A 26,183-nucleotide genomic window follows, 5' to 3' on the forward strand; every position below is an offset into this window, starting at 1 on the left:
TTTCGGTCAAGCCGAGGCAGTTAAAGTCGCGCACTGCCGCAACGACCCCACCCGTCCATCCGCCTTCGGCGGCTGTCCACCCTCCCCTCAAGGGGGAGGGGAGCGCCCGCCAGGAACCCGCCAATGACCGAGACCCCGACCGTTATTTCTCCAACCGTGGAAGAGCCCATCGAAGGCCTACCGCCGGGCTTCGGCGAAGGCATCGCGGGCAAGGCGGCCTTCCTGATTGCCGTCGCCTTCTCCGTCTTCCAGATCTACATCGCCGCCTATGGCAGCCTGCCCAGCCAGGTGGTGCGCGCCATGCATGTCGGCTTCCTGCTGCTGCTCGGCTTCGGGCTGATCGCCAATCTGCGCGCCACCGGCGTGGCGGCGAAGGCCGCCTTCTGGACGCTTGGCGTGCTCGGCTTCGCCACCGGCCTCTACAACTGGGTCTTTTACGCCGACCTCATCCGCCGCTCCGGCTTCCTGACCACTCCGGACCTGATCGTCGGCACGCTGCTGGTGGCGCTCGTCTTCGAGGCGGCTCGGCGGCTGATGGGCCTGCCGCTCGCCGTCATCGCCTTCCTCTTCCTCGCCTATTGCTTCGTCGGCAATCACCTGCCGCCGCCCTTCATCCATCGCGGCTATGATTTCGCGCAATTGGTCGACACCTTCGCCTTTGGCACCGAAGGTATATACGGCACGCCGGTCTATGTTTCGGCGGCTTACATCTTCATCTTCGTCGTTTTCGCCGCCTTTCTCGAACGCGCCGGCATGATCGCGCTGTTCAACGATTTCGCGCTTGGCCTGGTTGGTTCCTGGCGCGGCGGCCCGGCCCAGGTCTGCGTGCTCTCCTCGGCGCTGATGGGCACGATTTCCGGTTCGGGCGTCGCCAATGTGGTGGCCAGCGGCCAGTTCACCATTCCGCTGATGAAACGCTTCGGCTTCCGCTCGGCCTTTGCCGGCGCCGTCGAGGCGACCTCCTCGATGGGCGGCCAGATCATGCCGCCGGTGATGGGCGCGGTCGCCTTCATCATGGCCGAGACGCTGAACATTCCCTATGCCGAGGTGGTGAAGGCGGCGATCATTCCGGCGCTGCTCTATTTCGGCGCCTGTTTCTGGCAGGTGCATCTGGAGGCCGGCAAGGCCGGCCTGCACGGCATGGCCAAGGCGGAACTTCCCAATCCCTGGGAGGCGGTGCGACAGCACTGGCCGCTGGTGCTGCCGCTTGGCGTCCTGATTTACCTGCTCTTCGCCGGCTACACGCCGATCTTCGCCGGCACCATGGGCCTGGCGCTGACCATCGTGCTGATCCTCGGCACGCCGCTGGCGGCGCTGATCGGGCCATTTGCGTTCCGCGTCGTCTTCTGGCTGGCGCTTGGGCTTGCCGCTGCTTCCTTCATGCGGTTCGGCGTCAACATTCTGAGCCTCGTCATCGCGGCGCTCGTCGTCGCCTGCTTGGCCTTCAAGGGCGGGCGCGAGACGCTGCGCATCTGCGTCGACTCGCTTGCCGAAGGGGCGAAGAACGCGCTGCCGGTCGGCATCGCCTGCGCCATCGTCGGCATCGTCATCGGCACGCTGACGCTGACCGGCATCGCCTCGACCTTCATCGGCTGGATCATCTCCATCGGCGAGAACAATCTGTTCCTGTCGCTGGTGCTGACCATGCTCACCTGCCTGGTGCTCGGCATGGGCATCCCGACCATCCCCAACTACATCATCACCTCTTCGCTCGCCGGCCCGGCGCTTTTGTCGCTCGGCGTGCCGCTGATCGTCAGCCACATGTTCGTCTTTTATTTCGGCATCATGGCCGACCTCACGCCGCCGGTGGCGCTTGCCGCCTTCGCCGCCGCGCCGATGGCGAAGGAAAGCGGCCTCAAGATCGGCATCCAGGCGACCAAGCTCGCCATCGCCGGCTTCGTCGTGCCGTTCATGGCCGTCTATACACCGGCCCTGATGCTGCAGGATCCCGGCCCGATCGCCGCCTCGTTCGGCTATCCGGTCGAGGTCGCCTACATCGTCGTCAAGGCCTGCATGGGCATCGTGCTCTGGGGCGCGGCCGCCGTCGGCTTCCTCGCCCGCCGCATGGCCTGGTGGGAACGCATCGTCGCTTTCGTTGCCGGCGTGCTCCTGGTCGCAGCACTTCCGCTTACCGACGAGGCCGGCTGGGTGCTGGCGCTGGTCTGGATCGGCTGGCACTGCTGGCGCGCGGGCCAGCAGTCCACCAGAGCATGATCCCGAACCGAAGGTCAGCGAAGGCAAAAAGTGGAATCCGGTTTTCGGAAAAGATCATGCTCAACCAAATGAAAAGCCCAATATGAGCCTGTGCATCCTCGCCGCAGGCAAGACGGTGACGCTCGCCGTTGCCGCCTTCACTTTGTCCTGGACGCATTCGGTGGAACGCACGCGCTGGCGGGAAGACTGGAAAGTGCTGCCCGCCGGGCTGCAGGTCGTCGAGGCATGGGTCAAGGGCTCCGGGGCCGGCATGGACCCGCCCGAGGGCTCGGTGCTGCGCAACGGCTGGTGGGTCTATGCGCCGCGGATCGGACCTCAGCCGCGCCTTGTGCTCGCGGCGTCCGGCGCCACCGGGGAAGGCTGGACGCTATGCACGGCCAAGGGCTGTCGCGAGCTGGGCAAGGCAGCGGGAGAGACGACGGTGCTCGAATCCTGCGACGGCACGAGCCAGCCGCGATAGCGCACGATCAATCCGGCGAGCGGGTGCGAGATGTCGACATGGAAGCGGAAGCGGCCATCCTCGACGATCTCGTAGGATGTCGAGCGCGGGCAAAGCCACATCGGCAAAGGCAGGCCGAGAAAGCTCCAGCGGCGCAGCACGAGCGACAGCCGGTTCCCCTCGGCCACCAGCGCCATGGCGAAGGTCAGCGGGCCGAAGCGCTCGGCAAGCAGCCGTTCCGAGCGGCCGCGCCCGGCAAACTGCCGGCTCGAAAAACCGTGCGCGCCGAAGGTTCGCGTCCAGGTTTCGGCCTGCGTGTCGAAATCGAAGCGCACCTTTACGGAAATATCCGCGGCCGCGGTCGGGAAACCGACCAGCGCGGCGGCAAGCCGGCTAAGCATGCCTCTTCCGCGTTCGACGCTGGCACGGCCTTCCGCTACCTTCGTGCCGTCATGCATGGCGCGGATTTCCGCGGGAAGGTTTTTCCACGCATCGCCGAGCAAGCCGGGATAGAGAGCCTTGCCGTCGATATCGCCCCTGAAGCCGGTGCAGATCGTCCTGCCCGCAAACAGCTTCTCATAATCCTCGAGCTCGAGGTCGCGCACCGCCGCGCGGGCGCCGGGCGCCGACATCCGGCCGTCGAGCGCCTTGCCGACCAAGGCCGCGACCGCCATCGACGGGATCAGCGGCCCGTCATCGCCTTCGGCCAGGAGATGCCAGGATCGTTTGCGCGGCCCGCCCGCCTCGTCCGCCCCTTCGATCTCGACGAACATGCCGCCGCGATGCTCGCCCCAGGCGAGCCGGTTGGTCGCCCAGTGCATCAGCGGCGCCAGCGGCGACAGCGTTGGGATCAGGCCGGCGCGGACCAGCCAGGCCAGGCCGATCAGGGCGCGGTGCAGCACTTCCGGCACCGGCCCAGCACCCATCCAGATCGCTTTTGCCTCGGGCCACAGCGCCGGCAGCGCGTTGAGGTCCGGCACGTCCACCAGCGAGAACAGCGTGTTCCTGAGCGGCACGCGGCCGGGCGGCGCGATCGTGGCGCGCATCTGTTCCGTGAACGGGCGGCCTTCGGCCGGCCTGCCGTCGCGCACCAGCCGGACCGGCCGCCCGGCATAGCTCGCAATGGCGCGGATGACGTTCTCGCCGACCCCGGCGAAGGGCGATGGCGCGATGCCGCCGTGGATGCGCTCGACGCGCGCGATCTCCGATGAGAGCCGGCGCACCACCGCCGCCGTCAGCACCGGGAAGCTCGATACCCCGGACAGCGCGAAAACGCCTGCTTCCTTCGCCGCGGCGTCGAAGCTTGCCACACCGGCGACGAAGTCCGAGCCGTCGGCGAGGTCGAGATAGTTGATGCGCTCGGCCATGCAGGCCTCGATAAGCCGATAGCGTCCTTCGCCATAGGCCTGGAACGGGCCGCTTGCGTCGACGACGATGTCGGGCGCGAGCGCGGCCAGTTGCGTGGCAAGATCGCCGTCGCGATCGAAGAGCGCCGGCACCAGCCGGGCGCAGGCACGGTCCCTGCCCTCGCAATACGCCTTGGCCTTCCCCGGCGAGCGGCCCGCGACGATCAGGGTGAGACGCGGCTCGGTCTCCAGCAACTGCACGATGCGGCCGCCGAAGGTTCCGTAGCCGCCGACGATCAGAAGCCTCATCCCACCCCCCAACGATAACCTAGCCGATCAGCCGTCGCCGCAGTTCGGCGGACGGGACTTGGCAGCTGTCCATCTTACCGAACAGCGCGTAGCGGTTCTTGGCGACGCGGTCGTAGAGCCAGTCGCGCAACGGCCGCGGCAGGACGAGCAGCAGCCTTGCGGCGCGCCACGGCCAGCCGAGCGCGGCCATGACGGCGATGAAACTGTCGAGCTTCGTGAAGGCCGCGCCGTCGATGATGGCGAGATTGGTTTCGTAATTGTCGGTTGCCAGGCCGTATTTGCGGAACAACGCCTCGCCGAACGGCGATTGCGCCGTGGCGAAGCGGAAGCGATTGCCGCGGTCGAGCTTGACGATCAGTTGGACGAAGCCCGAGCAGAACACGCAGACGCCGTCGAAGACGATCAGCGGCTGGGTTGCGCCGAAGAACTCGGATTGAGACGGACGGTTCGGGTCGGGCAGGTCGGTCATGTCGGCCCCGGCTATTTGTGCCCCTGTACAACTAAGGGGACACTAAGCCAGCGGGCGGCGGCGTCAAAGTCGCGGCGTTGTCGCACGCCTGCCGTCGGCGACGGCGGGGCGCTCGTCACGATAGGTCGTGGCGCGGTTGTCGGCGGCCGGCTTGCAGATCCGGCTGTTGTGGCGGCTGTCGAGCATGGTGGTCAGTGCGTGCCGATGCCGATCGAGGTGCCGCGGCGGGCGCAGGCCGGACCCGGGCCGCGCATGTAATAGCGCTCCGGCCGATAGGTCGGCGCGACGAATTCGCGAATGGCGGCGGCATAGCCGGCGAGGTGGTTCCAGAAGTTCATTTTACCTGTCCCTGTCCCGTTTTCGGATGTCCCTTCCGAATTGTCCGGGAGCATAGCGTCGAGGCGTGAATAGTCGGTGAACGCGATGTTAATTTCTGGTCCGAAACCCGTTGCATCGTGGCCGGAATGCGGCTGATTCGCGGTCTTTCGATGCCTTTTGTCGTGATTTCGGGCCGTGTGACTTTTGCATCACATATGTTTCGTCTCGATGTCGCTTGGACGCGCTTCTGTTTCACGTTCGGCCAGCGCCCGGAAATTTCATTGCGCGTCCGGAAAAGGTCAGGAACCGGCCCGGAAGCGACACGTTGATTCCTTCAAGCCCGCGCGGCTCCGACGAAGGCGGCCGCGCCGCCGATTGAATTCCCCAACCCGGAATAAGCCCAACCTGGAATAAGCAATGGAAGGCAAGAGCCATGGGTTTCTTTTCGAAAGACATCAAGACGCTGGACGACCTCTTCATCCATATGCTGCGCGACATCTATTATGCCGAGAAAAAGATCGAGCGGACGCTGCCGAAGATGATCGGCGAGGCGACCGATCCGCAGCTGAAGGCCGGCTTCGAAAAACACCTCGAGCAGACCAAGGGCCATATCGATCGCGTCGAGCAGGTGTTCGAGCTCAATGGCGTCAAGGCCAAGGCCATCAGCTGCCCCGCCATCGACGGCATCCTCGAGGAAGCCGACGAGGTGAGCGGCGATATCGACGACAAGGAGGTTCTCGATGCCGCGCTGATCGCATCCGCGCAGGCGGTCGAGCATTACGAGATGACGCGTTACGGCACGCTGATCGCCTGGGCCAGGCAGCTCGGCCGCAGCGACTGCGCCAACGTGCTGGCCAAGAACCTCAAGGAAGAGCAGGCGACCGACCGCAAGCTCACCGAGATGGCGGAAAACAGGATCAACCTGCTGGCGGCGTGATAGATCCGGCACCATGTGGGACCGGCCTGCCGGCTCCGCCGGAACCCAGGCGAGCCCCTATCCGTTGCGGTCGGAGCGATACGACGAAAGTGCAGCAGCGTTGCGTTCGCGATTGCGTCAGAACGGAAGCGGTCGGCATTCAACGGCCGACGCGCTTCGGATCGCATCGCGCAGGAGTTCGCCATGGCACCGCGCCCCGCCTGGAAAGGCTATCTGAAACTGTCGCTGGTCACTTGCGCCATCGAGCTGACCAATGTCGTCACCCACGCCGAGAAGGTTTCGTTCCGCATCCTCAACCGCAAGACCGGCAACACCGTCAGACGCATCTATGTAGACGCTGAGACCGGCAAGCCATTGGAGGAAGGCGACGAGATCAAGGGCTACGAGGTGAGCGACGGCGACTTCGTTCATATCGAGGAAGACGAGATCGAGGCGGTTGAGATCGAGTCTTCGCACACGCTGGGTCTCGACGGCTTCGTCGAGAAATCTTCGATCCAGCAGATCTATCTCGACACGCCTTATTACGTCTCGCCGGCGGACGAGGTTTCGGAGGAGGCTTTCGCCGTCATCCGCGACGCGATGGCGGCCAAGAAGATGGCCGGCCTCGCGCGCATCGTGCTCTACAACCGAGAGCGCCCCGTGGTGATCGAGCCGCTCGGCAAGGGCATGGTGCTGACGACGCTGCGCTACGACGACACCGTGCGCCAGCCAGGCACGGTCTTCGACGAGATCAAGGCAGCCAAAACCGATGACGAGATGATCGATCTCGCGGAGCACATCATCGACAGCAAGAAGACGAAGTTCGACGCTTCGAAATTCGACGACCGCTATGAGGACGCGCTGCTCGAGCTGATCCGCGCCAAGAAGGCCGGCAAGAAGGCGCCCAAGGCCAAGGCGCCGCCGAAGCCTTCCAACGTCGTCAACCTGTTCGACGCGCTGAAGAAGAGCCTGAACGCGGAAGGCGGCGGCAAAGCCGGCAGATCGTCATCGAAAGCGTCGTCGGCGCGGACGAAGGCCAAGGCCGCCGCGCCCGGTCGCCGTCAACATAGAAGTCGCAAATCCGCATAGGAGCAGGATGCCATGGCCGGCCTCGAGCAATATCATGCCAAGCGCGATTTCCGCAAAACCGCCGAGCCGGCCGGCAAGGTGCCTCGGCACAAGAAGAGCGAGGCGGGCGGCATCTACGTCATCCAGAAGCACGCCGCCACCCGCCTCCACTACGATTTTCGGCTGGAACACGAAGGCGTGCTGTGGAGCTGGGCGGTGACGCGCGGCCCGAGCCTCGATCCGCATGAAAAGCGGCTGGCCGTGCATGTCGAGGACCACCCGATCGACTACGCGTCCTTCGAGGGAACCATTCCTAAGGGCGAGTATGGCGGCGGTTCGGTCATCGTCTGGGACGACGGCCGATGGATTCCGGACGGCGACCCGGCCGAAGGCATGAAGAAAGGCCATATCAATTTCGAGCTCGAGGGCTACAAGCTGCACGGGCGCTGGCATCTGGTCAGGCTGAAACCCCGTCCCGGCGAAAAGCGCGACAACTGGCTGCTGATCAAATCCGACGATGCCGCCGCCCGCCCCGGCGAGGACATCCTCAAGGACGAGCCGAAATCGGTGAAGTCGGGCCTGACGATAGAGGAAGTCGGCAAGGGCAAGGCAGCCAAGGGCGAAAAGCCGAAGGTCTGGCATTCGAACAAGCCGGCCGCCCGGAAGGCCAAGGCCGGGCACGCCAAGCGCCTGGAGTTCATCGAGCCGCAGTTGGCGACACTGGAAAAGAATGCGCCCTCAGGCGACGATTGGCTGCATGAAGTAAAATTCGACGGCTACCGCATGCAGGCGCAGATCGCCGGCAGCGAGGTCAGGCTGCTGACGCGCGCCGGCCTCGACTGGACCGAAAAATTCGACGGCCCGGTCACCGCGGCGCTAGCCGGCTTGAAATGCCGCGACGCCGTCATCGACGGCGAGGTCGTCGTGCTGGCCGACAGCGGCATATCGTCCTTCCCCCTGCTGCAGGCTGACCTTTCGGCCCGTCGCACTGGCCGCTTCATCTACTATGTCTTCGACCTGATGCGGCTCGACGGCAAGGACCTGCGCCGCGAGCCGCTGGTCGAGCGCAAGCAGGCCCTGGCCGAACTGCTCGGCGAGCAGCCGGAGAATTCGGCGTTGCGCTTCAGCGACCATTTTTCCGAGCCCGGCAAGGTCATACTGCAGCATGTCTGCCGAATGGGCCTCGAAGGCGTGGTCTCGAAACGCGCCGACGCCCCTTACCGCAGCGGCCGCGGCCTCACCTGGATCAAGTCGAAATGCACGCTGCGCCAGGAATTCGTCATCGGCGGTTACCTGCCGTCGGACAAGACCGGGCGCGGCCTGCGCTCGCTCCTGGTCGGCTATTTCGAGGGCGGCAAACTCAACTATGCCGGCCGCGTCGGCACCGGCTTTTCCGGCAAGGTGATGACGGATCTGAAAAAGCGGCTCGACGGCCTCAAGGCGAAGGAGTCGCCCTTCTCGACTGCCGTGCCGAAGGGCAAGGGCCTCACCTGGGTCAAGCCCGAGCTGGTCGGCGAAGTGGAGTTTCGCAGTTGGACATCCGACCGTATAATCCGCCACGCCTCGTTCCAGGGATTGCGCGAGGACAAGCCCGCGGAGGAAGTCGTGCAGGAACAGCCGAAGCAAGCCACCGGCAAGGCCGGAAGCGAAGCAAAGTCGAGCAGCGGCAAGGCAGCGACCAAGGCGTCGGCCGGAACCGCGATGACCTCGATAAAGCTCTCGCATCCCGACAAACTGCTGTGGCCCGACGAAAAGGTCTCCAAGCAGGACCTGCTCGACCACTATGTCCTGGTCTGGCCGCGCATGGAGCAATTCGTCGTCAACCGGCCGCTGAGCCTGGTGCGGGCGCCGGACGGCATCCACGGCCAGCGCTTCTTCCAGAAACATGCCTCGCCCGGCATGAGCGACAAGATCGCCAGGATGAAGGATCCGACCGACGGCGAGGAGATCCTGTTCATCAAGGACTTCGACGGGCTAGCGGCACTTGTCCAGTACGGCGTGGTCGAGGTCCATATCTGGGGCTGCACCATCGACCAACTGGAAAAGCCCGACCAGATCATCTTCGACCTCGACCCTGACGAAGGCGTCGATGTGAAGCGGGTGCGCCAGGCGGCGCTCGACATCCACAAGCAGCTCGACGAGCTGTCGCTGCCGAACCTGGTCAAGACCTCCGGCGGCAAGGGCTATCACGTGCTGGTGCCGCTGAAGCCCTCGGCGGACTGGGACGAGGTCAAGGATTTTGCCCATGATTTCGCCCGTGCCCTGGAACAGGCGGCGCCCGACCGCTACACGGCGACGCTGTCGAAGAAGGCGCGCACGGGCAAGATATTCGTCGATTATCTGCGCAACGGTCGCGGCTCGACCACGGTGGCGCCCTATTCGTCGCGCGCCAAGAAGGGCGCGACGGTGTCGATGCCGGTGACATGGGCGGAGCTTGAAAAGGGTCTTGCGCCCAACGCCTTCCCGCTCGGCGACGAGACGACGCTGAAGCAGCTGAAGAAGGCTGATCCGTGGGCGGATTTCTTCAAGCTGGGCAAGGTGTTGAAGCGGGGTTGATCGCGGGCAGGACGCAAAGTCGAATAAGCCGCGTTCCTTCACGCCCCCCTCTGTCCTGCCGGACATCTCCCCCTCAAGGGGGAGATTGGCAGTTTCGGTGCCGGCGATTGTCTTGCAACATTGGCCGTTGGCGAAGAGCGGCGTGACAGCTGATCTCCCCCCTTGAGGGGGAGATGCCCGGCAGGGCAGAGGGGGCGCCTCACGCCAACATTGCGAGGGTGTCGTTTGCGCAGCCCTACGCCAGAAACACCCTCTGAAACTCCTGCTTGCCCCTCGGCGAAAACACCACAGTGCGGCTGTCCTTCTCGCGCCGCGCCCATTTCTCGGCGATGATCTTTTCGAGGATGGCGGCGCCCAGCGTGCCGGCCAAGTGCGATCGCCGCACGCTCCAGTCGAGGCAGGCGCGGCACACCGGGCGGCGCGCCTTGGCATGGATCTCGATGCCGAGCGCGGAAAAATGCGAGGCGCCGGATGGTGAGAGCCTGATCTCGTTTTCTTCGCGCAGCAGCAGCTTTCTATCGACCAGACGGTCGAGCATCGCCACCGCCTGCTCGCCGGCGAGATGATCGTAGCACACGCGGGCCACGCGCATCGCCGCGTCGCGCGGTCCCGGCCGCACCCGCTTCGGGCCGACCGCTTCCGCGACGCCGATGATCGCCTCGATCATGCCGGCCACCTGCGGGCCGGCGAGGCCGTAATAGCGGTGCCGGCCCTGGCTCGCGAGCGTCAGCAGCCCGCCCTCCATCAGCTTGGAGAGATGCGAAGAGGCGGTGGGCAGCGACACGCCGGCTTCCAGCGCCAGTTCCGAGGCGGTCAGCGCCGTGCCGCCCATCAGCGCGTTGAGCATATTGGCCCGCGCCGGATCGCCGACCAGGCTGGCGATGCGGGCGACGTCCGGTCCTTCACGCATAGTTCGATCCCTATCGAAGCATTCTTGTGATCGAAGCACTATTCTCGGTTCAGATCAAGGAGCGCGGCGAACGCTCCTGACAGGAAGAGGCCTAGCACTCCGAGGCAAGCGATGTCTCGACCGCGGTTGAACCATCGTCGCCGCAAAGCCAACCGACCCAGGAAGCTAACCGACGGGGAGACCGACATGACCATCACCTGCTTCATCCGCTACGAGATCGACCCCTTCGGCAAGGCTGCCTTCGAGCAATATGCGCGCGCCTGGGGCCAGGCCATTCCGCGCTGCGGCGCCGACCTGATCGGCTATTTCGCGCCGCACGAGGGTTCGGCCACCACCGCCTACGCCGCTTACAACATCGAGAACCTCGCGGCCTACGAGGCCTATCGCGCGCGGCTTGCCGCCGACCCTGCCGGCAAGGCAAACTACGAGTTCGCGCGGCGCGAGAAGTTCATCTTCAACGAGGATCGCATCTTCCTGAAGATGGTGTCGGGGCCGCACGGACCGAGACAGGTCTTTCAAACTGACGTCACTGTCAGGGAAGGGATAGAGGCATGATTGCTGTCATCTTCGAGGTTGAGCCGGCGGAGGGAAAACGCGATGCCTATCTCGGCATCGCCGCGGAGCTTAAGCCCCTGCTCGAGAGCATCGACGGCTTCATCTCGGTCGAGCGTTTCCAGAGCCTGACCGACCCGAAGCGCGTGCTCTCGCTGTCGTTCTGGCGCGACGAGGAAGCCGTAAAAGCCTGGCGCAACACCGAGGAGCACCGGCAGGCCCAGAGGGCCGGCCGCGGCGGTATCTTTGCCGGCTATCGTCTGCGCATCGCCCATGTCGTGCGCGACTATGGGCTGAATGAACGGGCTGAAGCGCCGCAGGACAGCCGGGCGGTTAACGGGTGAAGCTTCCCCTTCTCCCACAAGGGGAGAAGGGGAAGACGGCTCAAGCATTCCCGATCAGCACGCCCGCCGCAAACACCAGCGCGCCGCCCAGCACCACCTGGAAGGCGGCGCGCCAGAACGGCGTCTGCATGTAGCGGTTCTGGATGAAGGCGATGGCCCAGAGCTCGAAGAACACCACGATCGCGGCGACGATCGTGGCCGTCCAGAAATAGGGGATGAGGTAGGGCAGCGCGTGGCCCAGCCCGCCCAGCGTCGTCATGATGCCGACCGTCAGACCGCGCTTCACCGGCGAGCCGCGTCCCGACAGTTTGCCGTCGTCGGAGGCTACTTCGGTGAACCCCATCGAGATACCGGCGCCGATAGAGGCAGCGAGCCCGACCAGGAAGGTCTGGAATGTCTGGTGTGTGGCAAACGCCGCGGCGAAGATCGGCGCCAGCGTCGACACCGAGCCGTCCATCAGCCCGGCCAGCCCGGGCTGCACATAGGTGAGGATGAACTGGCGCTGCTCGGCGCTCGCTTCCTCCTCCTTCACCGCGCCCGGCACATGCTCCTGCTCCAGTTCATGCGCGGAATTCTCATGGCCGAGCTCGGCCATGGCCAGCCCGTCGAGCAATTTCCGCGTCGAAGCGTCGGTGGTGCGCTTGGCCGCCTCGACATAGAAGCGGTAGGCCTGCCGCTCCATGTCCTCGGCCTGGCGGCGCACATGCTCGATGCCGAGGGGTCGCACCAGCCAGTCGGGCTTGCGCTCGTAATAGCCCCTCACATGTTCGCGCCGGATCAGCGGGATGCGCTCGCCGAAGCGCTTGCGGTGGAGCTCGATAAGGGAATCGCGATGGCCGTCTTCCTCCTCGGCCATCGCCTCGAAAACCTTGGCCGATTGCGGAAAATCTTCAGCCAGCCCGTCGGCATAGGCGCGGTAGATACGCCCATCGTCCTCTTCGGAAGAGATCGCCAGCGCCAGGATCTCCTGCTCCGACAGCGAATCGAAGGAGCGGCGGCCGAAGCCGAAAACACGGGAAAGCATGAGGAAATCACCCTAGTTTAGAATAGTTCTAAACTAGGGACTCGTAAGCCGAGGGTCAATCACGGACGTCGTCGGGCACACGGAATTCGTCGATCCGGCGCCGCACCCCTTCATTATTGCCGAATGTTCACCTATATGAGCGCATCAGCCAAAATCGAAGGAAACTAGGCATGACGGAAAAGAAGACTCCGCACGCGTTCGACGTGAAACCCGTTCTCGATCTCATCGCCGGCATCGAGGCCGACCTGCAGCGCCTCAAGGGCCTGGTCGAGCAGCAGGCCGAGAAATTCGATCCAGCCAATCCGCACAACAAGACGCCGGACGGCAAGCTGACCGATGAGGGCGTCGAGTGCTGCTACCGCATGTTCGACGAGGGCAAGTCGCGCTATACGGTCGCCCAGCAGATGAAGATATCCTTCGCCGCCGCCACCCACCGCTTCAACAGCTGGCGCAAGCTGGGTGGCAAGAAGAGGACAACGGCGCTGCTGGGGTGAGCCCTCAAAGCGTCGGCGCGAAGCACCCCCCTCTGTCCTGCCGGACATCTCCCCCTCAAGGGGGGAGATTAGCTGCTTGGCCATATCGCAAATCCTGCAACGCTGAAGATTGGCGAAAGCCTGTGCGACATCCGATCTCCCCCCTCAAGGGGGAGATGCCCGGTAGGGCAGAGGGGGGCGTGACGGCCGAGTCGCCGGCAGATAGCGGGCGCTACAACCGCCAAACATTGTCCCCATCACATTTTTTCGTTGGCGCGCCGGCATAATTTCCGTGCACCATGGAAGCCTCTTCCTCCGCGAGGCCACGCCCATGACCACCCCACCCGGCATCGATGACATCCGCGCTGCGGCCGCGCGGCTTTCCGGCCTGGTCGTCGAGACGCCGCTGATCGAATCGCCGGAGCTCAACAAGCGCCATGGCGGCCGCATCCTGTTCAAGCCGGAGACGCTGCAGCGCACCGGTTCCTTCAAGATCCGCGGCGCCTACAACAAATTGTCGTCGCTCACTGAAGAGGAGCGCAGCCGCGGCGTCGTTGCCTTTTCTTCCGGAAATCACGCGCAAGGCGTTGCCGCTTCGGCCGCCATGTTCGGCGTCAGGGCGGTCATCGCCATGCCTGTCGACGCGCCGGCGCTTAAAGTGGGCAATGTCCGCAAGATGGGCGCCGAGGTGGTGCCGTTCGACCGCTTCAAGGACGACCGCATGACCGTCGTTCGTCCTTATATCGACAAGGGCATGGTGCTGGTGCCGCCCTTCGACGATCCAGCCATCATCGCCGGCCAGGGCACCATCGGGCTGGAGCTGATGAGACAGGCGAAGGCATTGGGCGTCAGCCTCGATGCTGTCGTCGTGCCGTGCGGCGGCGGCGGTCTGTCGAGCGGCATTTCCGTCGCCGTCAAGGATGCTTCGCCGGGCACCGCCGTCTGGGCGGTCGAGCCGGAACATTTCGACGACACGCGCCGCTCGCTCGCCAAGGGCGAAAGGGTCCCGAACGAGCCCGGCCACACCTCGATCTGCGATGCGCTGCTTACCGCCGAACCCGGCGCCATCACCTTCGAGATCAACCGCCGGAATCTCGCCGGCGCCATCGCCGTCTCCGACAAGGCCGCCGCGCAGGCGATGCGCGACGCCATGGCCCATCTGAAGCTGGTGGTCGAGCCCGGCGGCTGCGTTGCGCTTGCGGCGCTTGCGTCCGGCGAGATCGACCTTGCCGGCAAATGCGTCGCGGTGGTGCTTTCCGGCGGCAACGTCGATTTCAGCACCTATGCGGAAATCATGGCGGCGGCATAGAGGCTCTTCGTACCTGCATGCTTGCGCTCCGCGTCAATCTCGTTACGCTTTTCCATCAATTGGTCACCGCCGGGAGAAGCTGTTGCGAGGTTACCTGCCATATGTCTTAGGCGCGGCGCTGGGGCTGCTGGTTGCGTTTCTGCTCAATGGAGCGTTTGGCATCGGTGGAATCGCCCAGTTGTTACTTTTTGGGTTGTTGCCTGCTATCGGCGGCGCCATCTGCGAGCGCATAACCAGCCGCAACTGATCTTGGCTTATGGTGTCGAACCTGCCTGAGTCAGAGGCGTCCAGCCTAATCCAGCGTCCGCCTGAACCGCACCAGTGCCACGCCGGCAAACAATGCCACGAACACCACCAGCCAGCCTACCTCGGTTGCCACCGCCGGCAGCTCGGCGCTCTTCAGCATGACGGCGCGGGTGATGCGCAGGAAATGTGTCAGCGGAAAGATCTCGCCAAGGGTCTGCGCCCAGCCCGGCATGCCGCGATAGGGGAACATGAAGCCCGACAGCATGATCGATGGCAGGAAGAAGAAGAAGGTGAGCTGCAGCGCCTGCATCTGCGTGCGTGCGATCGTCGAGATCGTGTAGCCAAGCAGCACCAGCGCCAGCACGAATATCAGCACCGTCGACAGCAACAGCGACAGCGATCCCATGAATGGGATGGAAAACAAAAGCTTCGCCGCCGCCAGCACCACCACCACCTGTACCGCGCCGACCACCAGGTAAGGCAGCACCTTGCCCAGCATGATCTCGAGCGGGCTGGAAGGCATGGCCAAAAGGTTTTCCATCGTGCCGCGCTCGGTCTCGCGCGTCAGCGCGATCGAGGTCATCATCACCATCGTCATCTGCAGGATGACGCCGAGCAGGCCGGGAACGATGTTATATTGCGAGATGGCTTCCGGGTTGTAGCGCCGGTGCACCACGACATCGAGCTGGCCGCGCGCCGCTTCCTTGGCCGCTTCCTGCATGCCCTGCGCTCTCAGCAGCGCCTGGCCGGCAACGGTGCTCAGCGTCGAGATGGCGCCGCTGGCAACCGCCGGGTCGGTGGCGTCGGCCTCGATCAGGATCTGCGGGTTGTCGCCGCGCTCCACCCGCCGCGCGAAATCGGCCGGGATGGTGACGACGAAGGCGACGTCGCCGCGCGCCATCAGGAACTCGGCTTCGGCAGCACTTTGCGCCACATGGTCGAAACGGTAGTAGCCGGTCGTCTGCAGCGCCGAGATCATCGCCCGCGTATAGGGGTCGCTGCTGGTCGCAACCAGTGCTGCCGGCAGGCTCTTCGGATCGTTGTTGATGGCATAGCCGAACAGCACCAGCTGTAGCAGCGGCACGCCGAGCATCATGGCGAAGGTGATGCGGTCGCGCCGCATCTGGATGAACTCCTTGATCAGCAGCGCGCCGAGTCTCGCGAAGGAGAAGACCGCTCTCAAGCCATCTTTCATGCCATGTTGTCCTTCGAGCCGGACATGAACTGGATGAAGACGTCTTCCAGGCTGGTCTCGCCCGGCGTCACCGTCACGCCCTTGTGTTGTTTCTCGACGTCCGCAAGCGCCTTTTCCAGCGCCGCCTTGTCGGAGCCGACGACATGCAGCGTCGCGCCGAACGGCGCCACCTGATCGACGCCGGGGCGGCCCTGCAGCGCCTCGGCCACCTGGTCGAGCCGCGGCCCCTGTACGACGAAGGTGGTCAGGCCGGCATTTTTGACGACCTCGTCCACCGTGCCGGTGGCCAGCATCTTGCCGTAGGAGATGTAGCTGATGCGGTGGCAGCGCTCGGCTTCATCCATGTAATGGGTGGAGACCAGCACCGTCAGCCCGCCGCTGGCCAGCCTGTGGATCTCGTCCCAGAACTCGCGCCGCGCCTTCGGGTCGACGCCCGCCGTCGGCTCGTCGAGCAGAAGCAGCTTCGGCTGGTGCATGATGCAGGCGGCTAAAGCCAGCCGCTGCTTCCAGCCGCCGGAAAGCGTTCCGGCAAGCTGGTTGCGGCGCGTCGCCAGGCCGAGGTCCTGCAGCGTGCGCGACACATAGTGCTCGACCGGCCTCAGCTGGTACAGCCGCGCCACGAATTCGAGATTCTCGCCGATCGTCAGATCCTCGTAGAACGAGAATTTCTGCGTCATGTAGCCGACTTCGCGTTTGATCTTGAGCGCATCGGTAAGGATGTCGAACCCCAGCACCGTGCCCTCGCCCTCGTCGGGCGTCAGAAGCCCGCACATGATGCGGATGGTCGTCGTCTTGCCCGAGCCGTTCGGTCCGAGGAAGCCGACGATCTCGCCCTCGGCGACCGTCATCGTCACATGGTCGACGACGGTCTTGTCGCCAAAGCGCTTGACCAGTCCGTGGACGTCGATGACGCTCATTTTTGGAGGTCCGCCCTGATGTCCGCCCCAAAGTCGGCCAAGTCGACATCGACGATCTGGCCGGGCTGCAGCGGGCCGGCACCGCCCTCCGGCCGCGCCTCGACCAGAAAGACCAGCTTCTGCCGGTTCTCCAGCGAGTAGATCACCGGCGGGGTGAATTCAGGATCGGGCGACACATAGCTGACGCGCGCCTTCAGATCCGGCCCGCAACCGTCGCAACGGACGCTGAGCAGCGTGCCGACCTTGACCGACGAGAAGGCGGCCTCAGGCACATAGACGCTGAGCTTCACCGCGCCGTCCGGCAGCATCGAGAGCACCGGGGCGGTCGGTCCGGCGGTGTCGCCCGGATTGCGGATGACATCGTTGACGCGGCCGGGTGAAGGCGCCGTCAGCACGCGCTTCGACAGGCGCCACTCGGCCTGCCCCAATTCCGATTGCGCCTGCTTGACCTGGTTTTCGGCCGCCTTGATCGTCTCGGCCCGCGCCGGCAGGCCGCCGACGGCGAGGTTGGCCTCCGCCTGGCCGACCTGCGCGTTGGCCGTCTCCAGCGAAGCCGAGGCCGTATCGTAGTCGGCCTGCGTGCCGGTGCCGCGCTTGTAGAGGTCGCTGGCGCGGTCGTATTTGCGCTTGGCGTCGGCGGCCTGGGCCCTCGCCATGTCGACCTCGGCCTTCAGCACCGCGATCTCTTCCGGGCGCTTGCCGACCTGCAGATCGGCAAGCTGGGCCTCAGCCTGTGCGAGTGCTGCCTGGGCCTGCGCTACGGCGATCTTGGCGTCGGCGCTTTCCAGCGTCACCACCGGCGCACCGGGCTCGACGCGGTCGCCGCGCTTGACGGCCACGGTCTCGACCTGCGCCACCTCGATCGGCGCAAGCAGCACATATTCGCCCTCGACATAGCCGACGGCCAGCGGCGCGGCCGGCGCGCAGGCGCCGAACAATTGCGCCGCAAGCGGCAGGGAGCAGAGAAAACTCATGATTTGCCCTTCCTGCCGGCGGCCGGCACATGCGCCGCCAGCATTGCCCTGAGGTTGTCGGTCGCGACCGCCACGACCTTGGCGGCCTCTTTGTCGCCGATCTCGCGCCAGCCCATCCTGCGCATCACCGCCTCGCGCCCGATGCGGAAATAAATGACCTGGCCGATAACGGTAAACACGGTGAGCTTGGTATTCTCGCTCTCTGCCGGCTCGCCGGTCGCCTGTTCCCAGATCTGGCAAAGCCGGCGATGCGTCGGCTCGAAAACGCCGGCATAGATGCGGTCGAGCGCCGCCGTCGGATGCGACAGCTCGCGGAGTACGAATTGTACGATCTCGCCGGCCTGAGGACTTGCCACGACGAAACCGACCATCCGCTCCAGCGCGGCAAAGAGCTGCGCCTGCGCCGCTTCAGGGTTCGAGGGGGTCGGCGCCTGGGGCGCACCGAGCGCCTGGCCGGCGATCCCCTGGATGGTCTCGACAATGAAGTCGGCGGCGGCGGCGCGCAGGCCCTCCTTGCTGCCGAAATGATAGGCGATGGAGCCGATATTGGCTTTCGCCTCGGCCGCGATCTCGCGCGTCGAGGTGCCGTCGAAGCCCTGCCGCCCGAACAGCTTGAGCGCGGCATGGACAAGCGACGTGCGCGTTTGATCCGCCGCAGAGGCTTCGCGTTGTGGCTTTTTGGCCTTCGTTTCCTTGCCCATGGCTCTCATTTAATCAATCGATTGATTAAGGTCAAATTGATTCCCGTCTCGGCTTGCCATCTCCGTCCGCGCGGGCTTTAGTGCGCGGCCATGGGCAAGGAAGTCGAGCGCAAGTTCCTGGTCTCTGAACCCGCCTGGCGTAGTCTGGTCGAGGCGGATATCCGCATTCGCCAGTTCTACGTCGCCGCACAGCCCGGCCGCACCGTGCGTGTCCGCATCAGCGACGGGCGTTCCGCCGAGCTAACGCTGAAGTTCGGCGACAGGGCGCGCGAGCGCGACGAATTCGAATATCCGATCCCTCTCCACGAGGCCGAGGAGATGATGGCATTCGCCATTGGGCGTGTCATCGAGAAGACACGCCACCATGTTAGACACCGCGGCTATCTCTACGAAGTCGATGTGTTCGGCGGAGTGCTCTCCGGGCTCGTGGTCGCGGAGTTGGAGACGCCGGAGGACGTACCTGACGAAATGCTGCCCGACTGGCTCGGCCGCGAGGTCACCGGCGAACAGAAATTCTACAACGCGTCGCTGGCCCTCGGGGGGATTCCGGAGATCGCCGCATGAGCTTTCGCATCGATCCGCGCTTGCCGCTGACCGGCGAGGTCAGGCGCATATTGGCCGATGAGATCGGCAGGGCGCTCGGCCATCTTGAGACGGCGCGCGACAAGCCGGAGCAGGGACTGCACAAGTGCCGCAAGCGACTGAAGAGCATCCGTGCCTTGCTGCGCCTGGTTCGTTCCGGAGACGAATCGTTCTGCCAGACCGAAAACGAATGTTATAAGCAAGTCTCGGCGCTGCTTGCCGGCCCGCGCGAGGCGACCGCTCTCATCGAGACCGTCGACCGCCTGGCGGATGCCTTTCCGGAGCAGACCGCCGGCGGTGGCCTCGACCCCGTCCGCGATCGGCTGGTGCTGCGCCAGCATGAGCTCCATGCCGGTCCCGGCCTCGATGCCGCCATCAATGCCGCTGTCACCGCCTGCCAGGAAGGGCTGGAGCGGATCGACAGGCTGGCCCTGCCCGACCAGCCCGAGCAGGCGGCCGACATCCTGGCCGAAGGCGCCCGCGCCACCTTGCGGCGGGCGAAAAGGGCGCTGGACAAGGCCGGCTCGCGCGGCGAGCCCGATGATTTTCACGATCTGCGCAAGGCGGCCAAGACGCACTCGATGCATCTGTCGCTGCTGGGTCGGCTGTGGCCGACGCCGATCAAGGCGCGCCGCAAGGCGGTCGACAAGCTTGGCGAGCTGCTCGGCGAACTGCATGATGTCTTCGTCATGCGCGCGCTGCTCGCCGCCGATGGCGAGCCGCTCGGCCCGGCCGAAGATACGAAGCTTCTGCGCAAGCTCCTGAAGCGCTCGGAAAAGAGCCTCGGCAAGGCCTGCCTTGCCGAGGCCACCGATTTGTTCGGCGACAGCCCCAAGCGCTCGGCCAAGAAACTCGCGCGCAAGGCGCGTGGCGATCTTACCGGCCAGCGGGAAGACGCAGGCGCGGCCGCCGGCTGACGATCTGGCCTCTTCGAGGGCTGCGTCAGGCAATAACCGGCGTCTCGCGGAGATGTCGTCAAGTTCCCGCCAAAAATGCGCTGAGCCGCCTCAGCACCAGATCCGGAGCTTCAAGCTGAGGCAGGTGGCCGACGCCAGGCAGTGTTTCGAACGACGCCTGCGGGATCAGCGCATGAAGTGCTTGGCCTCTCGCCAGCGGAATCCATGGATCGTCCTCGCCCCAGATTATCTTCACCGGACAGCGTATGTCCCCGAACATCGGCTCGACTTCGGCGGTATATCGTTCATCGGCTTGCGCGAATTGGCGATAGAAGCTCGTGCGCCCTTCCTCGGAAAGCCACGGCTCGACAAGCTTCTCGAGATCTCCGGAATCGATGTCGTTTACGATGGCTCCCTTGATGTAGGCCTCTACCACCGCTCTGTGGATGTGCGGCGGCAGGCCCAGAAAGGCATCGACATGGCGACCGACATGATCGAAGAACGCCGATCCCCAAGGGCGCATCGCGACAACGTTCATCAGCAGATACCGCTCGAAGTCGCAGCCATGCAGCAAATGCGCCCGTAGCGTTGTCGCTCCACCCATGTCGTGGGCAATGACGATCGGACGATCGATATCCCAACGCGCAAGCATCTCGGCGAAGATCTTTCCTTGCACGTCGAGTGACGTGCGCCGCCCCGCGTCTTTTTCGGACTGCCCGTATCCGGGCATATCGTACCAATGGACGCGATACCGCCCTGCAAGATCCGGAATGATCCGATGCCATGCGAACGAAGACCACGGCCAACCATGAGCCAGCACAAGCGCGGGGCCCGCTGCCAAGTCGACCCGCTGCCACTGTGCCCGCAGATGTTTGCACGGTCTCGTCGAGTTTCCATGACATCCAATAGTCTCCCCGGGTTTCCGGACTGCGGTGCCAAGCGCTTGGATTTCGACCATCAGGCCGGCAGCGGCCGCCGTCCTTTTGCCCCCATATCTGTTGGCGCGCCGGCATCCCGCGGATGCGGCCCGATCGGCATGATCGCCGGAAATGGCGTCGCCCCGAAGGCAAAGGTCCATTTGTAGCCGATGAGCTGATCTTCCGGCGTGGTGTGCTGGTCGTGGTGGGCAAGCAGCCTTGCGCGTTCGGCAAGGTCCTCCGCCTCCCGTCGCACCATCTCCGCCGTCTCCGGCCGCATCCGCCGCGAGAAGCTGACGAAGGTTGCTTGTCGTTCCATATGGCCGATCGCCCAGCCGATGAAGTTCTTGTTGGTCGTCTCGAAATGCGGCTTCAGCGGTCCCTCGAAATCCCACTGTATAGGTGTCTCGACCAGGAGCCTCGCCGACAGGCCGCGCCCGAGCGACACCAGGCCAAGCTCTTCCAGATCGCGCAGATAGAGGAACATCGAGGCTTCGCTCAGGCCTTGCGAGCGCATGATGCCTTCCGGCGTGAATTTTTCGGTGAGCATGATGAAGACGAAGAGCAGTGCCGGCCGTGCGGCGAGCTTGCGCTCGATCTCCGGCGCGACGTGGTTGGCCGGCCCCGGCCCGCGGTTCATCGAGCCCAGCACATTCTCCAGTTCCACTTCCGCGGCGGCGCAGATCTCCATAAGCCGGTCGAGCTTGCAGTTGCGCTCATGGAAGATGCGCTTCACCGTCGGCTCGGAAACGCCCATGCGCTCGGCCAGCGTCCGGTAGGTCAGGCCCTTGGCCTTGAGCGTCCTTTTCAGCGCCTCGAAGATCGGACCGTTCATGGAATGCACCCCATTTGCGCGAATTCGTATCGATCTTCGATACTAGACTCGAACCGTCTTCCAGGAAAGTATCGAAAAACCTAGCTCTCCGCTTGTCATCACAGGAGAGCACCATGAAAAGCCTCATCGCTTCGATCTTTGCCGCCATCGCCGGCATTGCAACAGCCCCGGCCGCCCAGGCCGGCGAGATCTGGCGCGCCGGCGGCTTCGAGCAGCCGGAATCGGCGCTTGTAGACGCCGCCGACAAGCGCATCGTCGTCTCCAACATCGTCGGCAATCCCGGCGAGGCCGACGGCAACGGCTACCTGTCGCTGCTGTCGCTGGACGGCAAGGTGATCACCCGCCACTGGGTGGACGGCATGGACGCGCCCAAGGGCATGGCGATCGTCGGCGGCAAGCTCTACGCCGCCGACATCACCAAGATCCGCGTCGTCGACCTCGACAGCGGCAAGCTGGTCTCGACCATCGACGTGCCGGGCGCCGTCTTCCTCAACGACATGACCGCCGATGCCTCGGGCAAGGTCTATGTCACCGATATGCTGGCCGACACGATCTACCGCATCGACGGCGACAAGCCGGAGCTCTTCGTCAAGGATGCGCTGCTCGCCTCGCCCAATGGCGTCTTTGCCGACGGCGACCGGCTGATCGTCGCGTCCTGGGGCAGGGGCATCAGGACCGATTTCAGCACGGCGGAGCCCGGCGGCGTGCTCGCGATCGATTTGGCCAGCAAGAAGGTCACGCCGCTGCCCGGCGCCCAAAAATTCGCCGACCTCGATGGCGTCATAGCCATCGGCGGCGATATCTACGCCACCGCCTACATGACCGGCACGCTCTACCGCTACCATGCCGGCGGCAAGCCCGAGGTCGTCGCCACATTCAAGCCGGGCAGTGCCGACATCGGCACGGATGGCAAGCACATCATCGTGCCGCTGATGAACGAGGGCGAGGTCGCCGCGCTGTCGCTGGATTGAGGGTGCGGAAGTGATTGTGGAGATGGGTGGCTATCGCTGCGGCCGCAGCGTCGCCCGGGGCGAAGCAGGAGCGAAGACCCCTGGGATGGGACGATTAAAGAAAGGCACGGTGGCGCCGCGTCCTTCACACCCCCCTCTGGCCGGTAGGACAGAGGGGGTGTCCTGCCAGCGATTCGGATTTCGGCACTGCAACGCCTGCAAAAGTCGACGGGCATTTGGCCGGGCAAGCAGCATCACGCCGCGACAGGGTCGTCGCCTTCATGCTGCACCATTGCCGGATCATTTTTTCATCATGTCGATCACGGCGCGCAGGCCGGCGGAAACATGACGGCGGCTGGGATAATACAGGAACAATCCGTCGTCGGGCGCGCACCAGTCGTCGAGACATCGGATCAACGCGCCGCTCGCGAGGTGCGACGCGATGCGATTGTCCCAGACATAGGCCAGCCCGCAGCCTTGGAGCGCCGCCTCGACCATCAGTTCCTGACTGTCGAGCGTGACCGCGCCGCTTACCTCGACGTCGACGGCTTCGCCGTCCTTCTCAAACTGCCAGTCATAGATGGCTCCGCTCGGGAACCGATAGCGGATGCAGAGGTGCTCAACGAGATCGGCTGGTACTCGCGGAGGTGTTCGCCCCTGGAAGTATTCCGGCGAGCCGACAACGGAAAAGCGCAGCGTCGGCTTTATGCGAACCGCGATCATGTTCTGCATCAGTCTCTCGCCGAAGCGGATTCCACAGTCGAACCCATCGGCAACGATATCCACCAATTCGTCCGTTGCGACGATGTCCAGCCGAAGGCCGGGGTTCTGCTTGACCAGAGGACCCATGACAGTCTTGAGGACGAAAGGTGCGATAGAACTGGGGATGTTGATGCGAACCGTGCCGAAGGGCGTTTCCCTGTAGGCGTTCAAGCTGTCCAGCGCCTGCTCGATCTGCCCGAACGCGGGATGCAGCTCGGAAAGGAAACGCTCGCCGGCCTCCGTCAGCGAAACGCTGCGGGTTGTTCGATGAAAAAGGCGCACGCCCACGCGCCCCTCGAGGTTGCGAATTGCATGGCTCACGGCAGAAGCAGCTACGCCGCGCTCGACCGCGGCTTTCTTGAAGCTGCGGTGGCGCGCGACCGCCAGGAAAGTCGATAGCTCAGCCAATTCACCGCCCTGCATAGCCGATCCAATTGATGTTTTTCATTCATCACTCATATCGCAATTCATAGCCTAATCATATCTATCCGGTCCCTATAAATGAAGCGGACCGGCAGATCGGCAACCATCGGTTGGCGCTCACCGGGGTGAAGGATCCAGCAGATTGGAGATCAGAATGACCAAGACACAGTTTAAGACGCTCGACGGCAAAGTGGCTGTCGTTACGGGCGCCAGTTCAGGCATCGGCCGCGCCACCGCCATCGAGCTCGCCCGCCGCGGCGCTAAGGTTATCGCCAGCGCTCGCCGCAGCGCGGAGATCGAAGGCCTTGTCGCTGACATCAAGAGCGAAGGGTGCGAGGCGACCGCGATCGTCGCTGACGTGAATGTCGAACAGAGCGTGATCGATCTCGTCGCCAAGACGACGGGAACTTACGGGCGGATCGACATCGCATTCAACAACGCCGGGACCGAGGGCGCATTCTCGCCGTTTGTCGAACAGACCAACGAGACCTATGACACGATTTTCAATGCGAATGTTCGCGGTGTCTTCTGGTCGATGAAGCATGAGGCGAGGGCCATGCTTGCGCAGGGCGGAGGCGTGATCATCAACAATGCCTCCATGGGCGGCGTGATCGGGTTTGCCAACGCCGGCCTCTATATTGCCAGCAAGCACGCCGTGCTCGGCCTGACCAAGACAGCGGCGATCGAACTGTTCAAGCAGGGTGTGCGCGTGAACGCGGTCAACCCGGGAATCATCGACACTCCGTTTCAGGATCGCATTTGGCCGAGTGCCGAGGCGAAACAGGCCTTTGCTGCGACCACGGTTCCCGGCCGAGCCGGCACGCCGGAAGAAACGGCGGCCGTCGTGGCGTTCCTGGCGTCAGAGGATGCGTCCTTTATTGCCGGTCACGGCTTGCTGATCGATGGTGGCTACTCGATTGCCTGATTGATCCCGGCCGAGGTTCCTGAGACGATAACAGCAGGTTCTATCCTGCCCACATCCTGGGATTTTGTGTCCGTAACCTCAGAGCATTGCAGCGGTGGAGAAGACTTGAGACGCCGGCGGGACAGCGCCCCCCTCTGTCCCGCCAAGTGTTTCGGATTTCTCCGCTGACCCCGGGGTCTGCAAAACAAAGGCCGGCGGGCCTGGTTCTGCGGACGCGCGATGGCGTCGGCCCTCGGTTAGTCGCTGTCCGCCACCACCTTGCGCCGCTGCAGCAGGCGCGCCGCGAGCCAGCACAACATGGCCCAGGCGAAGCCGGCGCACCAGCCGGCGAGCACGTCCGACGGCCAATGCACGCCGAGATAGACGCGGCTGGTTCCGACCAGCACCGTGGTGAGCACGGCGAGGGTGAGCACGAAGACCTTGGTCGTGCGGTCCGGCAGGAAGCGGGCCGCCAGCGAGCCGAGCGTCAGATAGGTCACCGCCGACAGCATGGCGTGGCCGCTGGGGAACGAGAGCGACGTCTCGTTGACGAGATGCGAGACGAGGTCGGGGCGGGGCCGGTCGACCTCGAGCTTGAGCAGCGTGGACAGCACTTGCCCGCCGGCCACGGCGATGAAAATGAGCAGCGCCGTCGCCGGCCTGCGGATCAAGAGCAGGTAGATGATCGTCGCCGTCGTGATCAGCACCAGCACGGAGGTGCTGCCGAGGCTGGTGATGTCTCGCATCGCGCCTTGCAGCCAGAGCGGACCGATCGGACTGTCCGGCTGCCCGGCATGGCGGAAGGCGAGCAGGATTTCGGTGTCGAAGGCGTGCGGAGTCGTGGCGCGCGCCACCTCCACGAGTTCCACCAGGCCCCACAGCCCGCCGGCGATCACAAGCCCGGCCAGAAGCACCGGGAATTCCACCTTGTTGAGCAGCGCGTTGGCGATCGATTTCATTAGGGGCCTTGGGTCCAGCTACAGCCGCTGCATATAGGGCCCGAGCGTGATCAGCGCGACGGCCGCGATCGCCAGCACGACGCCGGTGGCCTGCAATGCATTCAATCGCTCGCCGAAGAAGACCAGTGCAACGACGTTCACCGACACCAGTTGGATCACCGCCGACAGGCTGAACGACACCGACATGCCGAATTCTCGGATCAGCCTGAGCATTATCAGATTGCCCGCGGAATAGAGCGCGAGGGTCAGCAGGATCTTGGCCAGGCTCGGCGCCAGCCCCCATTGCTTGGCCGCCATCGCCGCAAAAAGGAAGATCACCGTCGAAACGCCAAGCTGCGCCAAACCCCAGAAACTCACTTTTTCGTCCCCTCTCGAAGCGACGCTCGCCGCGCATGCCGTCCTTGTTTCCGAAGCGCGTGAAGCCGTCAAGCCGAGCGGTGGAGGATAGGGCGAAGGCCGCGGCAAGCCTCCCTTCTCCCCGCCACTATACGCGGAGAAGGTGCCGGCAGGCGGATGAGGGGCGGCGCCAGCATTGGCCATCAGCACTACACGCCGGGGTTGTCTTTGCTTGAAGCGATCGTCACGGCGCCTCTGTTTGCTAGGTCGGCGCCGCCTATGTCGGCGCGCTGGACAGCGCGTTCGGCCAGGCGGCGAAGGACATCGTCCGCTGGACGG

At 64.5% G+C, this 26,183-nt stretch carries 27 protein-coding genes and 1 pseudogene; 14 read left to right on the top strand and 14 right to left on the bottom strand.

What is annotated here, in order from left to right; translation table 11 throughout:
• Positions 1–123: 123 nt before the first annotated feature.
• Both RFM40_RS29875 and RFM40_RS29880 read left to right on the top strand, forming a co-directional pair.
• Positions 124–2,214, top strand: coding sequence for a TRAP transporter permease (locus tag RFM40_RS29875; protein ID WP_320278777.1), 2,091 nt, complete (start codon positions 124–126; stop codon positions 2,212–2,214).
• An 82-nt stretch (positions 2,215–2,296) separates the two neighbouring features.
• Positions 2,297–2,674, top strand: coding sequence for a DUF1850 domain-containing protein (locus RFM40_RS29880; protein ID WP_292345343.1), 378 nt, complete (start codon positions 2,297–2,299; stop codon positions 2,672–2,674).
• 44 nt (positions 2,675–2,718) lie between these two features.
• Here RFM40_RS29880 and RFM40_RS29885 read toward each other — a convergent pair.
• The 3 genes and pseudogenes from RFM40_RS29885 to RFM40_RS29895 form a co-directional block, all read right to left on the bottom strand.
• Positions 2,719–4,308 (bottom strand): annotated as a pseudogene (locus RFM40_RS29885) (saccharopine dehydrogenase family protein); the annotation flags it as partial.
• Between the two features lie 19 nt (positions 4,309–4,327).
• Positions 4,328–4,777, bottom strand: coding sequence for a thiol-disulfide oxidoreductase DCC family protein (locus RFM40_RS29890; protein WP_320230138.1), 450 nt, complete (start codon positions 4,775–4,777; stop codon positions 4,328–4,330).
• Positions 4,778–4,968: 191 nt separating this feature from the next.
• Positions 4,969–5,115, bottom strand: coding sequence for a hypothetical protein (locus RFM40_RS29895; RefSeq protein ID WP_320230139.1), 147 nt, complete (start codon positions 5,113–5,115; stop codon positions 4,969–4,971).
• A 413-nt stretch (positions 5,116–5,528) separates the two neighbouring features.
• Here RFM40_RS29895 and RFM40_RS29900 point away from each other — a divergent pair, with 413 nt between their 5' ends.
• The 3 genes from RFM40_RS29900 to ligD all read left to right on the top strand — a co-directional run bounded on the left by RFM40_RS29900 (position 5,529) and on the right by ligD (position 9,635).
• Positions 5,529–6,032: a YciE/YciF ferroxidase family protein gene (locus RFM40_RS29900; protein ID WP_320224009.1), complete on the top strand. Its 504-nt coding sequence runs from the start codon at positions 5,529–5,531 to the stop codon at positions 6,030–6,032.
• Between the two features lie 183 nt (positions 6,033–6,215).
• The gene (gene ku, locus RFM40_RS29905; protein WP_320230140.1) at positions 6,216–7,100 is read left to right on the top strand and encodes a non-homologous end joining protein Ku; all 885 of its coding nucleotides are present in this window, start codon (positions 6,216–6,218) and stop codon (positions 7,098–7,100) included.
• Positions 7,101–7,112: 12 nt separating this feature from the next.
• The gene (ligD, locus tag RFM40_RS29910) at positions 7,113–9,635 is read left to right on the top strand and encodes a DNA ligase D (protein ID WP_320230141.1); all 2,523 of its coding nucleotides are present in this window, start codon (positions 7,113–7,115) and stop codon (positions 9,633–9,635) included.
• Positions 9,636–9,870: 235 nt separating this feature from the next.
• On the opposite strand, the gene RFM40_RS29915 is transcribed toward ligD, so the two are convergent.
• Positions 9,871–10,545: an ArsR/SmtB family transcription factor gene (locus RFM40_RS29915; protein ID WP_320278778.1), complete on the bottom strand. Its 675-nt coding sequence runs from the start codon at positions 10,543–10,545 to the stop codon at positions 9,871–9,873.
• Positions 10,546–10,731: 186 nt separating this feature from the next.
• Between RFM40_RS29915 and RFM40_RS29920 the strand changes: the two genes are divergently transcribed.
• The gene (locus tag RFM40_RS29920; RefSeq protein ID WP_320278779.1) at positions 10,732–11,100 is read left to right on the top strand and encodes an NIPSNAP family protein; all 369 of its coding nucleotides are present in this window, start codon (positions 10,732–10,734) and stop codon (positions 11,098–11,100) included.
• Positions 11,097–11,441 (top strand): antibiotic biosynthesis monooxygenase family protein, encoded by a 345-nt coding sequence (locus RFM40_RS29925; protein ID WP_320230144.1) that lies wholly within the window; start codon positions 11,097–11,099, stop codon positions 11,439–11,441. The genes RFM40_RS29920 and RFM40_RS29925 overlap by 4 nt, the downstream gene beginning before the upstream one ends.
• A 40-nt stretch (positions 11,442–11,481) precedes the next feature.
• Here RFM40_RS29925 and mbfA read toward each other — a convergent pair whose 3' ends face one another.
• Positions 11,482–12,465 (bottom strand): iron exporter MbfA, encoded by a 984-nt coding sequence (gene mbfA / locus RFM40_RS29930; RefSeq protein WP_320218039.1) that lies wholly within the window; start codon positions 12,463–12,465, stop codon positions 11,482–11,484.
• Between the two features lie 170 nt (positions 12,466–12,635).
• On the opposite strand from mbfA, the gene RFM40_RS29935 reads away from it, so the two are divergent.
• The 3 genes from RFM40_RS29935 (at position 12,636) to RFM40_RS29945 (ending at position 14,494) form a co-directional block, all read left to right on the top strand.
• Positions 12,636–12,959 carry a hypothetical protein gene (locus tag RFM40_RS29935; RefSeq protein WP_320230205.1) on the top strand — a complete coding sequence of 108 codons (324 nt, stop codon included), beginning with the start codon at positions 12,636–12,638 and terminating at the stop codon, positions 12,957–12,959.
• Between the two features lie 310 nt (positions 12,960–13,269).
• On the top strand, positions 13,270–14,247 hold the full coding sequence (locus tag RFM40_RS29940) for a threonine/serine dehydratase family protein (protein WP_320230206.1): 978 nt from the start codon (positions 13,270–13,272) through the stop codon (positions 14,245–14,247).
• 82 nt (positions 14,248–14,329) lie between these two features.
• Positions 14,330–14,494 carry a hypothetical protein gene (locus RFM40_RS29945; protein WP_320230207.1) on the top strand — a complete coding sequence of 55 codons (165 nt, stop codon included), beginning with the start codon at positions 14,330–14,332 and terminating at the stop codon, positions 14,492–14,494.
• A 45-nt stretch (positions 14,495–14,539) separates the two neighbouring features.
• On the opposite strand, the gene RFM40_RS29950 is transcribed toward RFM40_RS29945, so the two are convergent.
• The 4 genes from RFM40_RS29950 to RFM40_RS29965 are packed head-to-tail and all read right to left on the bottom strand — an operon-like array spanning position 14,540 to position 18,280.
• Positions 14,540–15,676, bottom strand: coding sequence for an ABC transporter permease (locus RFM40_RS29950; RefSeq protein WP_320230219.1), 1,137 nt, complete (start codon positions 15,674–15,676; stop codon positions 14,540–14,542).
• Positions 15,677–15,684: 8 nt separating this feature from the next.
• Complete coding sequence (locus RFM40_RS29955) at positions 15,685–16,605, bottom strand: ABC transporter ATP-binding protein (RefSeq protein ID WP_320230208.1); 921 nt, start codon at positions 16,603–16,605, stop codon at positions 15,685–15,687.
• On the bottom strand, positions 16,602–17,579 hold the full coding sequence (locus RFM40_RS29960; RefSeq protein WP_320230209.1) for an HlyD family secretion protein: 978 nt from the start codon (positions 17,577–17,579) through the stop codon (positions 16,602–16,604). Before RFM40_RS29960 ends, RFM40_RS29955 begins: the two co-directional genes overlap by 4 nt.
• Positions 17,576–18,280 (bottom strand): CerR family C-terminal domain-containing protein, encoded by a 705-nt coding sequence (locus tag RFM40_RS29965; RefSeq protein WP_320278780.1) that lies wholly within the window; start codon positions 18,278–18,280, stop codon positions 17,576–17,578. The genes RFM40_RS29960 and RFM40_RS29965 overlap by 4 nt, the downstream gene beginning before the upstream one ends.
• 90 nt (positions 18,281–18,370) lie before the next feature.
• On the opposite strand from RFM40_RS29965, the gene RFM40_RS29970 reads away from it, so the two are divergent.
• Both RFM40_RS29970 and RFM40_RS29975 read left to right on the top strand, forming a co-directional pair.
• Positions 18,371–18,844 (top strand): CYTH domain-containing protein, encoded by a 474-nt coding sequence (locus RFM40_RS29970; RefSeq protein ID WP_320230211.1) that lies wholly within the window; start codon positions 18,371–18,373, stop codon positions 18,842–18,844.
• On the top strand, positions 18,841–19,779 hold the full coding sequence (locus tag RFM40_RS29975) for a CHAD domain-containing protein (RefSeq protein WP_320230212.1): 939 nt from the start codon (positions 18,841–18,843) through the stop codon (positions 19,777–19,779). The genes RFM40_RS29970 and RFM40_RS29975 overlap by 4 nt, the downstream gene beginning before the upstream one ends.
• A gap of 58 nt (positions 19,780–19,837) precedes the next feature.
• Here the strand turns inward: RFM40_RS29975 and RFM40_RS29980 are convergent, their stop codons facing one another.
• The gene (locus tag RFM40_RS29980; protein ID WP_320278781.1) at positions 19,838–20,599 is read right to left on the bottom strand and encodes an alpha/beta fold hydrolase; all 762 of its coding nucleotides are present in this window, start codon (positions 20,597–20,599) and stop codon (positions 19,838–19,840) included.
• A gap of 116 nt (positions 20,600–20,715) precedes the next feature.
• Positions 20,716–21,510: a helix-turn-helix domain-containing protein gene (locus RFM40_RS29985; protein WP_320230214.1), complete on the bottom strand. Its 795-nt coding sequence runs from the start codon at positions 21,508–21,510 to the stop codon at positions 20,716–20,718.
• Between the two features lie 113 nt (positions 21,511–21,623).
• On the opposite strand from RFM40_RS29985, the gene RFM40_RS29990 reads away from it, so the two are divergent.
• Positions 21,624–22,481: an SMP-30/gluconolactonase/LRE family protein gene (locus RFM40_RS29990; protein WP_320278782.1), complete on the top strand. Its 858-nt coding sequence runs from the start codon at positions 21,624–21,626 to the stop codon at positions 22,479–22,481.
• 279 nt (positions 22,482–22,760) lie between these two features.
• On the opposite strand, the gene RFM40_RS29995 is transcribed toward RFM40_RS29990, so the two are convergent.
• Complete coding sequence (locus RFM40_RS29995) at positions 22,761–23,645, bottom strand: LysR family transcriptional regulator (protein WP_320230216.1); 885 nt, start codon at positions 23,643–23,645, stop codon at positions 22,761–22,763.
• Between the two features lie 154 nt (positions 23,646–23,799).
• Here RFM40_RS29995 and RFM40_RS30000 point away from each other — a divergent pair, with 154 nt between their 5' ends.
• A complete protein-coding gene (locus RFM40_RS30000) occupies positions 23,800–24,570 on the top strand; it encodes an SDR family NAD(P)-dependent oxidoreductase (RefSeq protein ID WP_320278783.1) in 771 nt (256 codons plus the stop codon).
• Positions 24,571–24,806: 236 nt separating this feature from the next.
• Here the strand turns inward: RFM40_RS30000 and RFM40_RS30005 are convergent, their stop codons facing one another.
• The gene (locus tag RFM40_RS30005; RefSeq protein ID WP_320230218.1) at positions 24,807–25,508 is read right to left on the bottom strand and encodes a phosphatase PAP2 family protein; all 702 of its coding nucleotides are present in this window, start codon (positions 25,506–25,508) and stop codon (positions 24,807–24,809) included.
• A gap of 18 nt (positions 25,509–25,526) precedes the next feature.
• Positions 25,527–25,865, bottom strand: a complete 339-nt coding sequence (locus RFM40_RS30010) for a hypothetical protein (protein WP_292342426.1) — start codon at positions 25,863–25,865, stop codon at positions 25,527–25,529.
• Between the last annotated feature and the right edge of the window lie 318 nt (positions 25,866–26,183).

It is taken from the genome of Mesorhizobium captivum, from assembly GCF_033977165.1.
In the GTDB taxonomy this organism is placed as follows: Bacteria; Pseudomonadota; Alphaproteobacteria; order Rhizobiales; family Rhizobiaceae; genus Mesorhizobium; species Mesorhizobium captivum.

Excerpts from the sequence above, each read along its gene's own strand:
- RFM40_RS29940 (WP_320230206.1), top strand. The coding sequence starts at position 13,270 with ATGACCACCCCACCCGGCATCGATGACATCCGCGCTGCGGCCGCGCGG.
- RFM40_RS29875 (WP_320278777.1), top strand. The coding sequence starts at position 124 with ATGACCGAGACCCCGACCGTTATTTCTCCAACCGTGGAAGAGCCCATC.
- RFM40_RS29925 (WP_320230144.1), top strand. The coding sequence starts at position 11,097 with ATGATTGCTGTCATCTTCGAGGTTGAGCCGGCGGAGGGAAAACGCGAT.
- RFM40_RS29935 (WP_320230205.1), top strand. The coding sequence starts at position 12,636 with ATGACGGAAAAGAAGACTCCGCACGCGTTCGACGTGAAACCCGTTCTC.
- ligD (WP_320230141.1), top strand. The coding sequence starts at position 7,113 with ATGGCCGGCCTCGAGCAATATCATGCCAAGCGCGATTTCCGCAAAACC.
- RFM40_RS29915 (WP_320278778.1), bottom strand. The coding sequence starts at position 10,545 with ATGCGTGAAGGACCGGACGTCGCCCGCATCGCCAGCCTGGTCGGCGAT.
- RFM40_RS29970 (WP_320230211.1), top strand. The coding sequence starts at position 18,371 with ATGGGCAAGGAAGTCGAGCGCAAGTTCCTGGTCTCTGAACCCGCCTGG.
- RFM40_RS29895 (WP_320230139.1), bottom strand. The coding sequence starts at position 5,115 with ATGAACTTCTGGAACCACCTCGCCGGCTATGCCGCCGCCATTCGCGAA.
- ku (WP_320230140.1), top strand. The coding sequence starts at position 6,216 with ATGGCACCGCGCCCCGCCTGGAAAGGCTATCTGAAACTGTCGCTGGTC.
- RFM40_RS29880 (WP_292345343.1), top strand. The coding sequence starts at position 2,297 with ATGAGCCTGTGCATCCTCGCCGCAGGCAAGACGGTGACGCTCGCCGTT.
- RFM40_RS29990 (WP_320278782.1), top strand. The coding sequence starts at position 21,624 with ATGAAAAGCCTCATCGCTTCGATCTTTGCCGCCATCGCCGGCATTGCA.
- RFM40_RS29975 (WP_320230212.1), top strand. The coding sequence starts at position 18,841 with ATGAGCTTTCGCATCGATCCGCGCTTGCCGCTGACCGGCGAGGTCAGG.
- RFM40_RS30005 (WP_320230218.1), bottom strand. The coding sequence starts at position 25,508 with ATGAAATCGATCGCCAACGCGCTGCTCAACAAGGTGGAATTCCCGGTG.
- RFM40_RS29920 (WP_320278779.1), top strand. The coding sequence starts at position 10,732 with ATGACCATCACCTGCTTCATCCGCTACGAGATCGACCCCTTCGGCAAG.
- RFM40_RS29960 (WP_320230209.1), bottom strand. The coding sequence starts at position 17,579 with ATGAGTTTTCTCTGCTCCCTGCCGCTTGCGGCGCAATTGTTCGGCGCC.
- RFM40_RS30000 (WP_320278783.1), top strand. The coding sequence starts at position 23,800 with ATGACCAAGACACAGTTTAAGACGCTCGACGGCAAAGTGGCTGTCGTT.
- RFM40_RS29890 (WP_320230138.1), bottom strand. The coding sequence starts at position 4,777 with ATGACCGACCTGCCCGACCCGAACCGTCCGTCTCAATCCGAGTTCTTC.
- RFM40_RS29985 (WP_320230214.1), bottom strand. The coding sequence starts at position 21,510 with ATGAACGGTCCGATCTTCGAGGCGCTGAAAAGGACGCTCAAGGCCAAG.
- RFM40_RS29900 (WP_320224009.1), top strand. The coding sequence starts at position 5,529 with ATGGGTTTCTTTTCGAAAGACATCAAGACGCTGGACGACCTCTTCATC.
- RFM40_RS29995 (WP_320230216.1), bottom strand. The coding sequence starts at position 23,645 with ATGCAGGGCGGTGAATTGGCTGAGCTATCGACTTTCCTGGCGGTCGCG.
- mbfA (WP_320218039.1), bottom strand. The coding sequence starts at position 12,465 with ATGCTTTCCCGTGTTTTCGGCTTCGGCCGCCGCTCCTTCGATTCGCTG.
- RFM40_RS29965 (WP_320278780.1), bottom strand. The coding sequence starts at position 18,280 with ATGGGCAAGGAAACGAAGGCCAAAAAGCCACAACGCGAAGCCTCTGCG.
- RFM40_RS29955 (WP_320230208.1), bottom strand. The coding sequence starts at position 16,605 with ATGAGCGTCATCGACGTCCACGGACTGGTCAAGCGCTTTGGCGACAAG.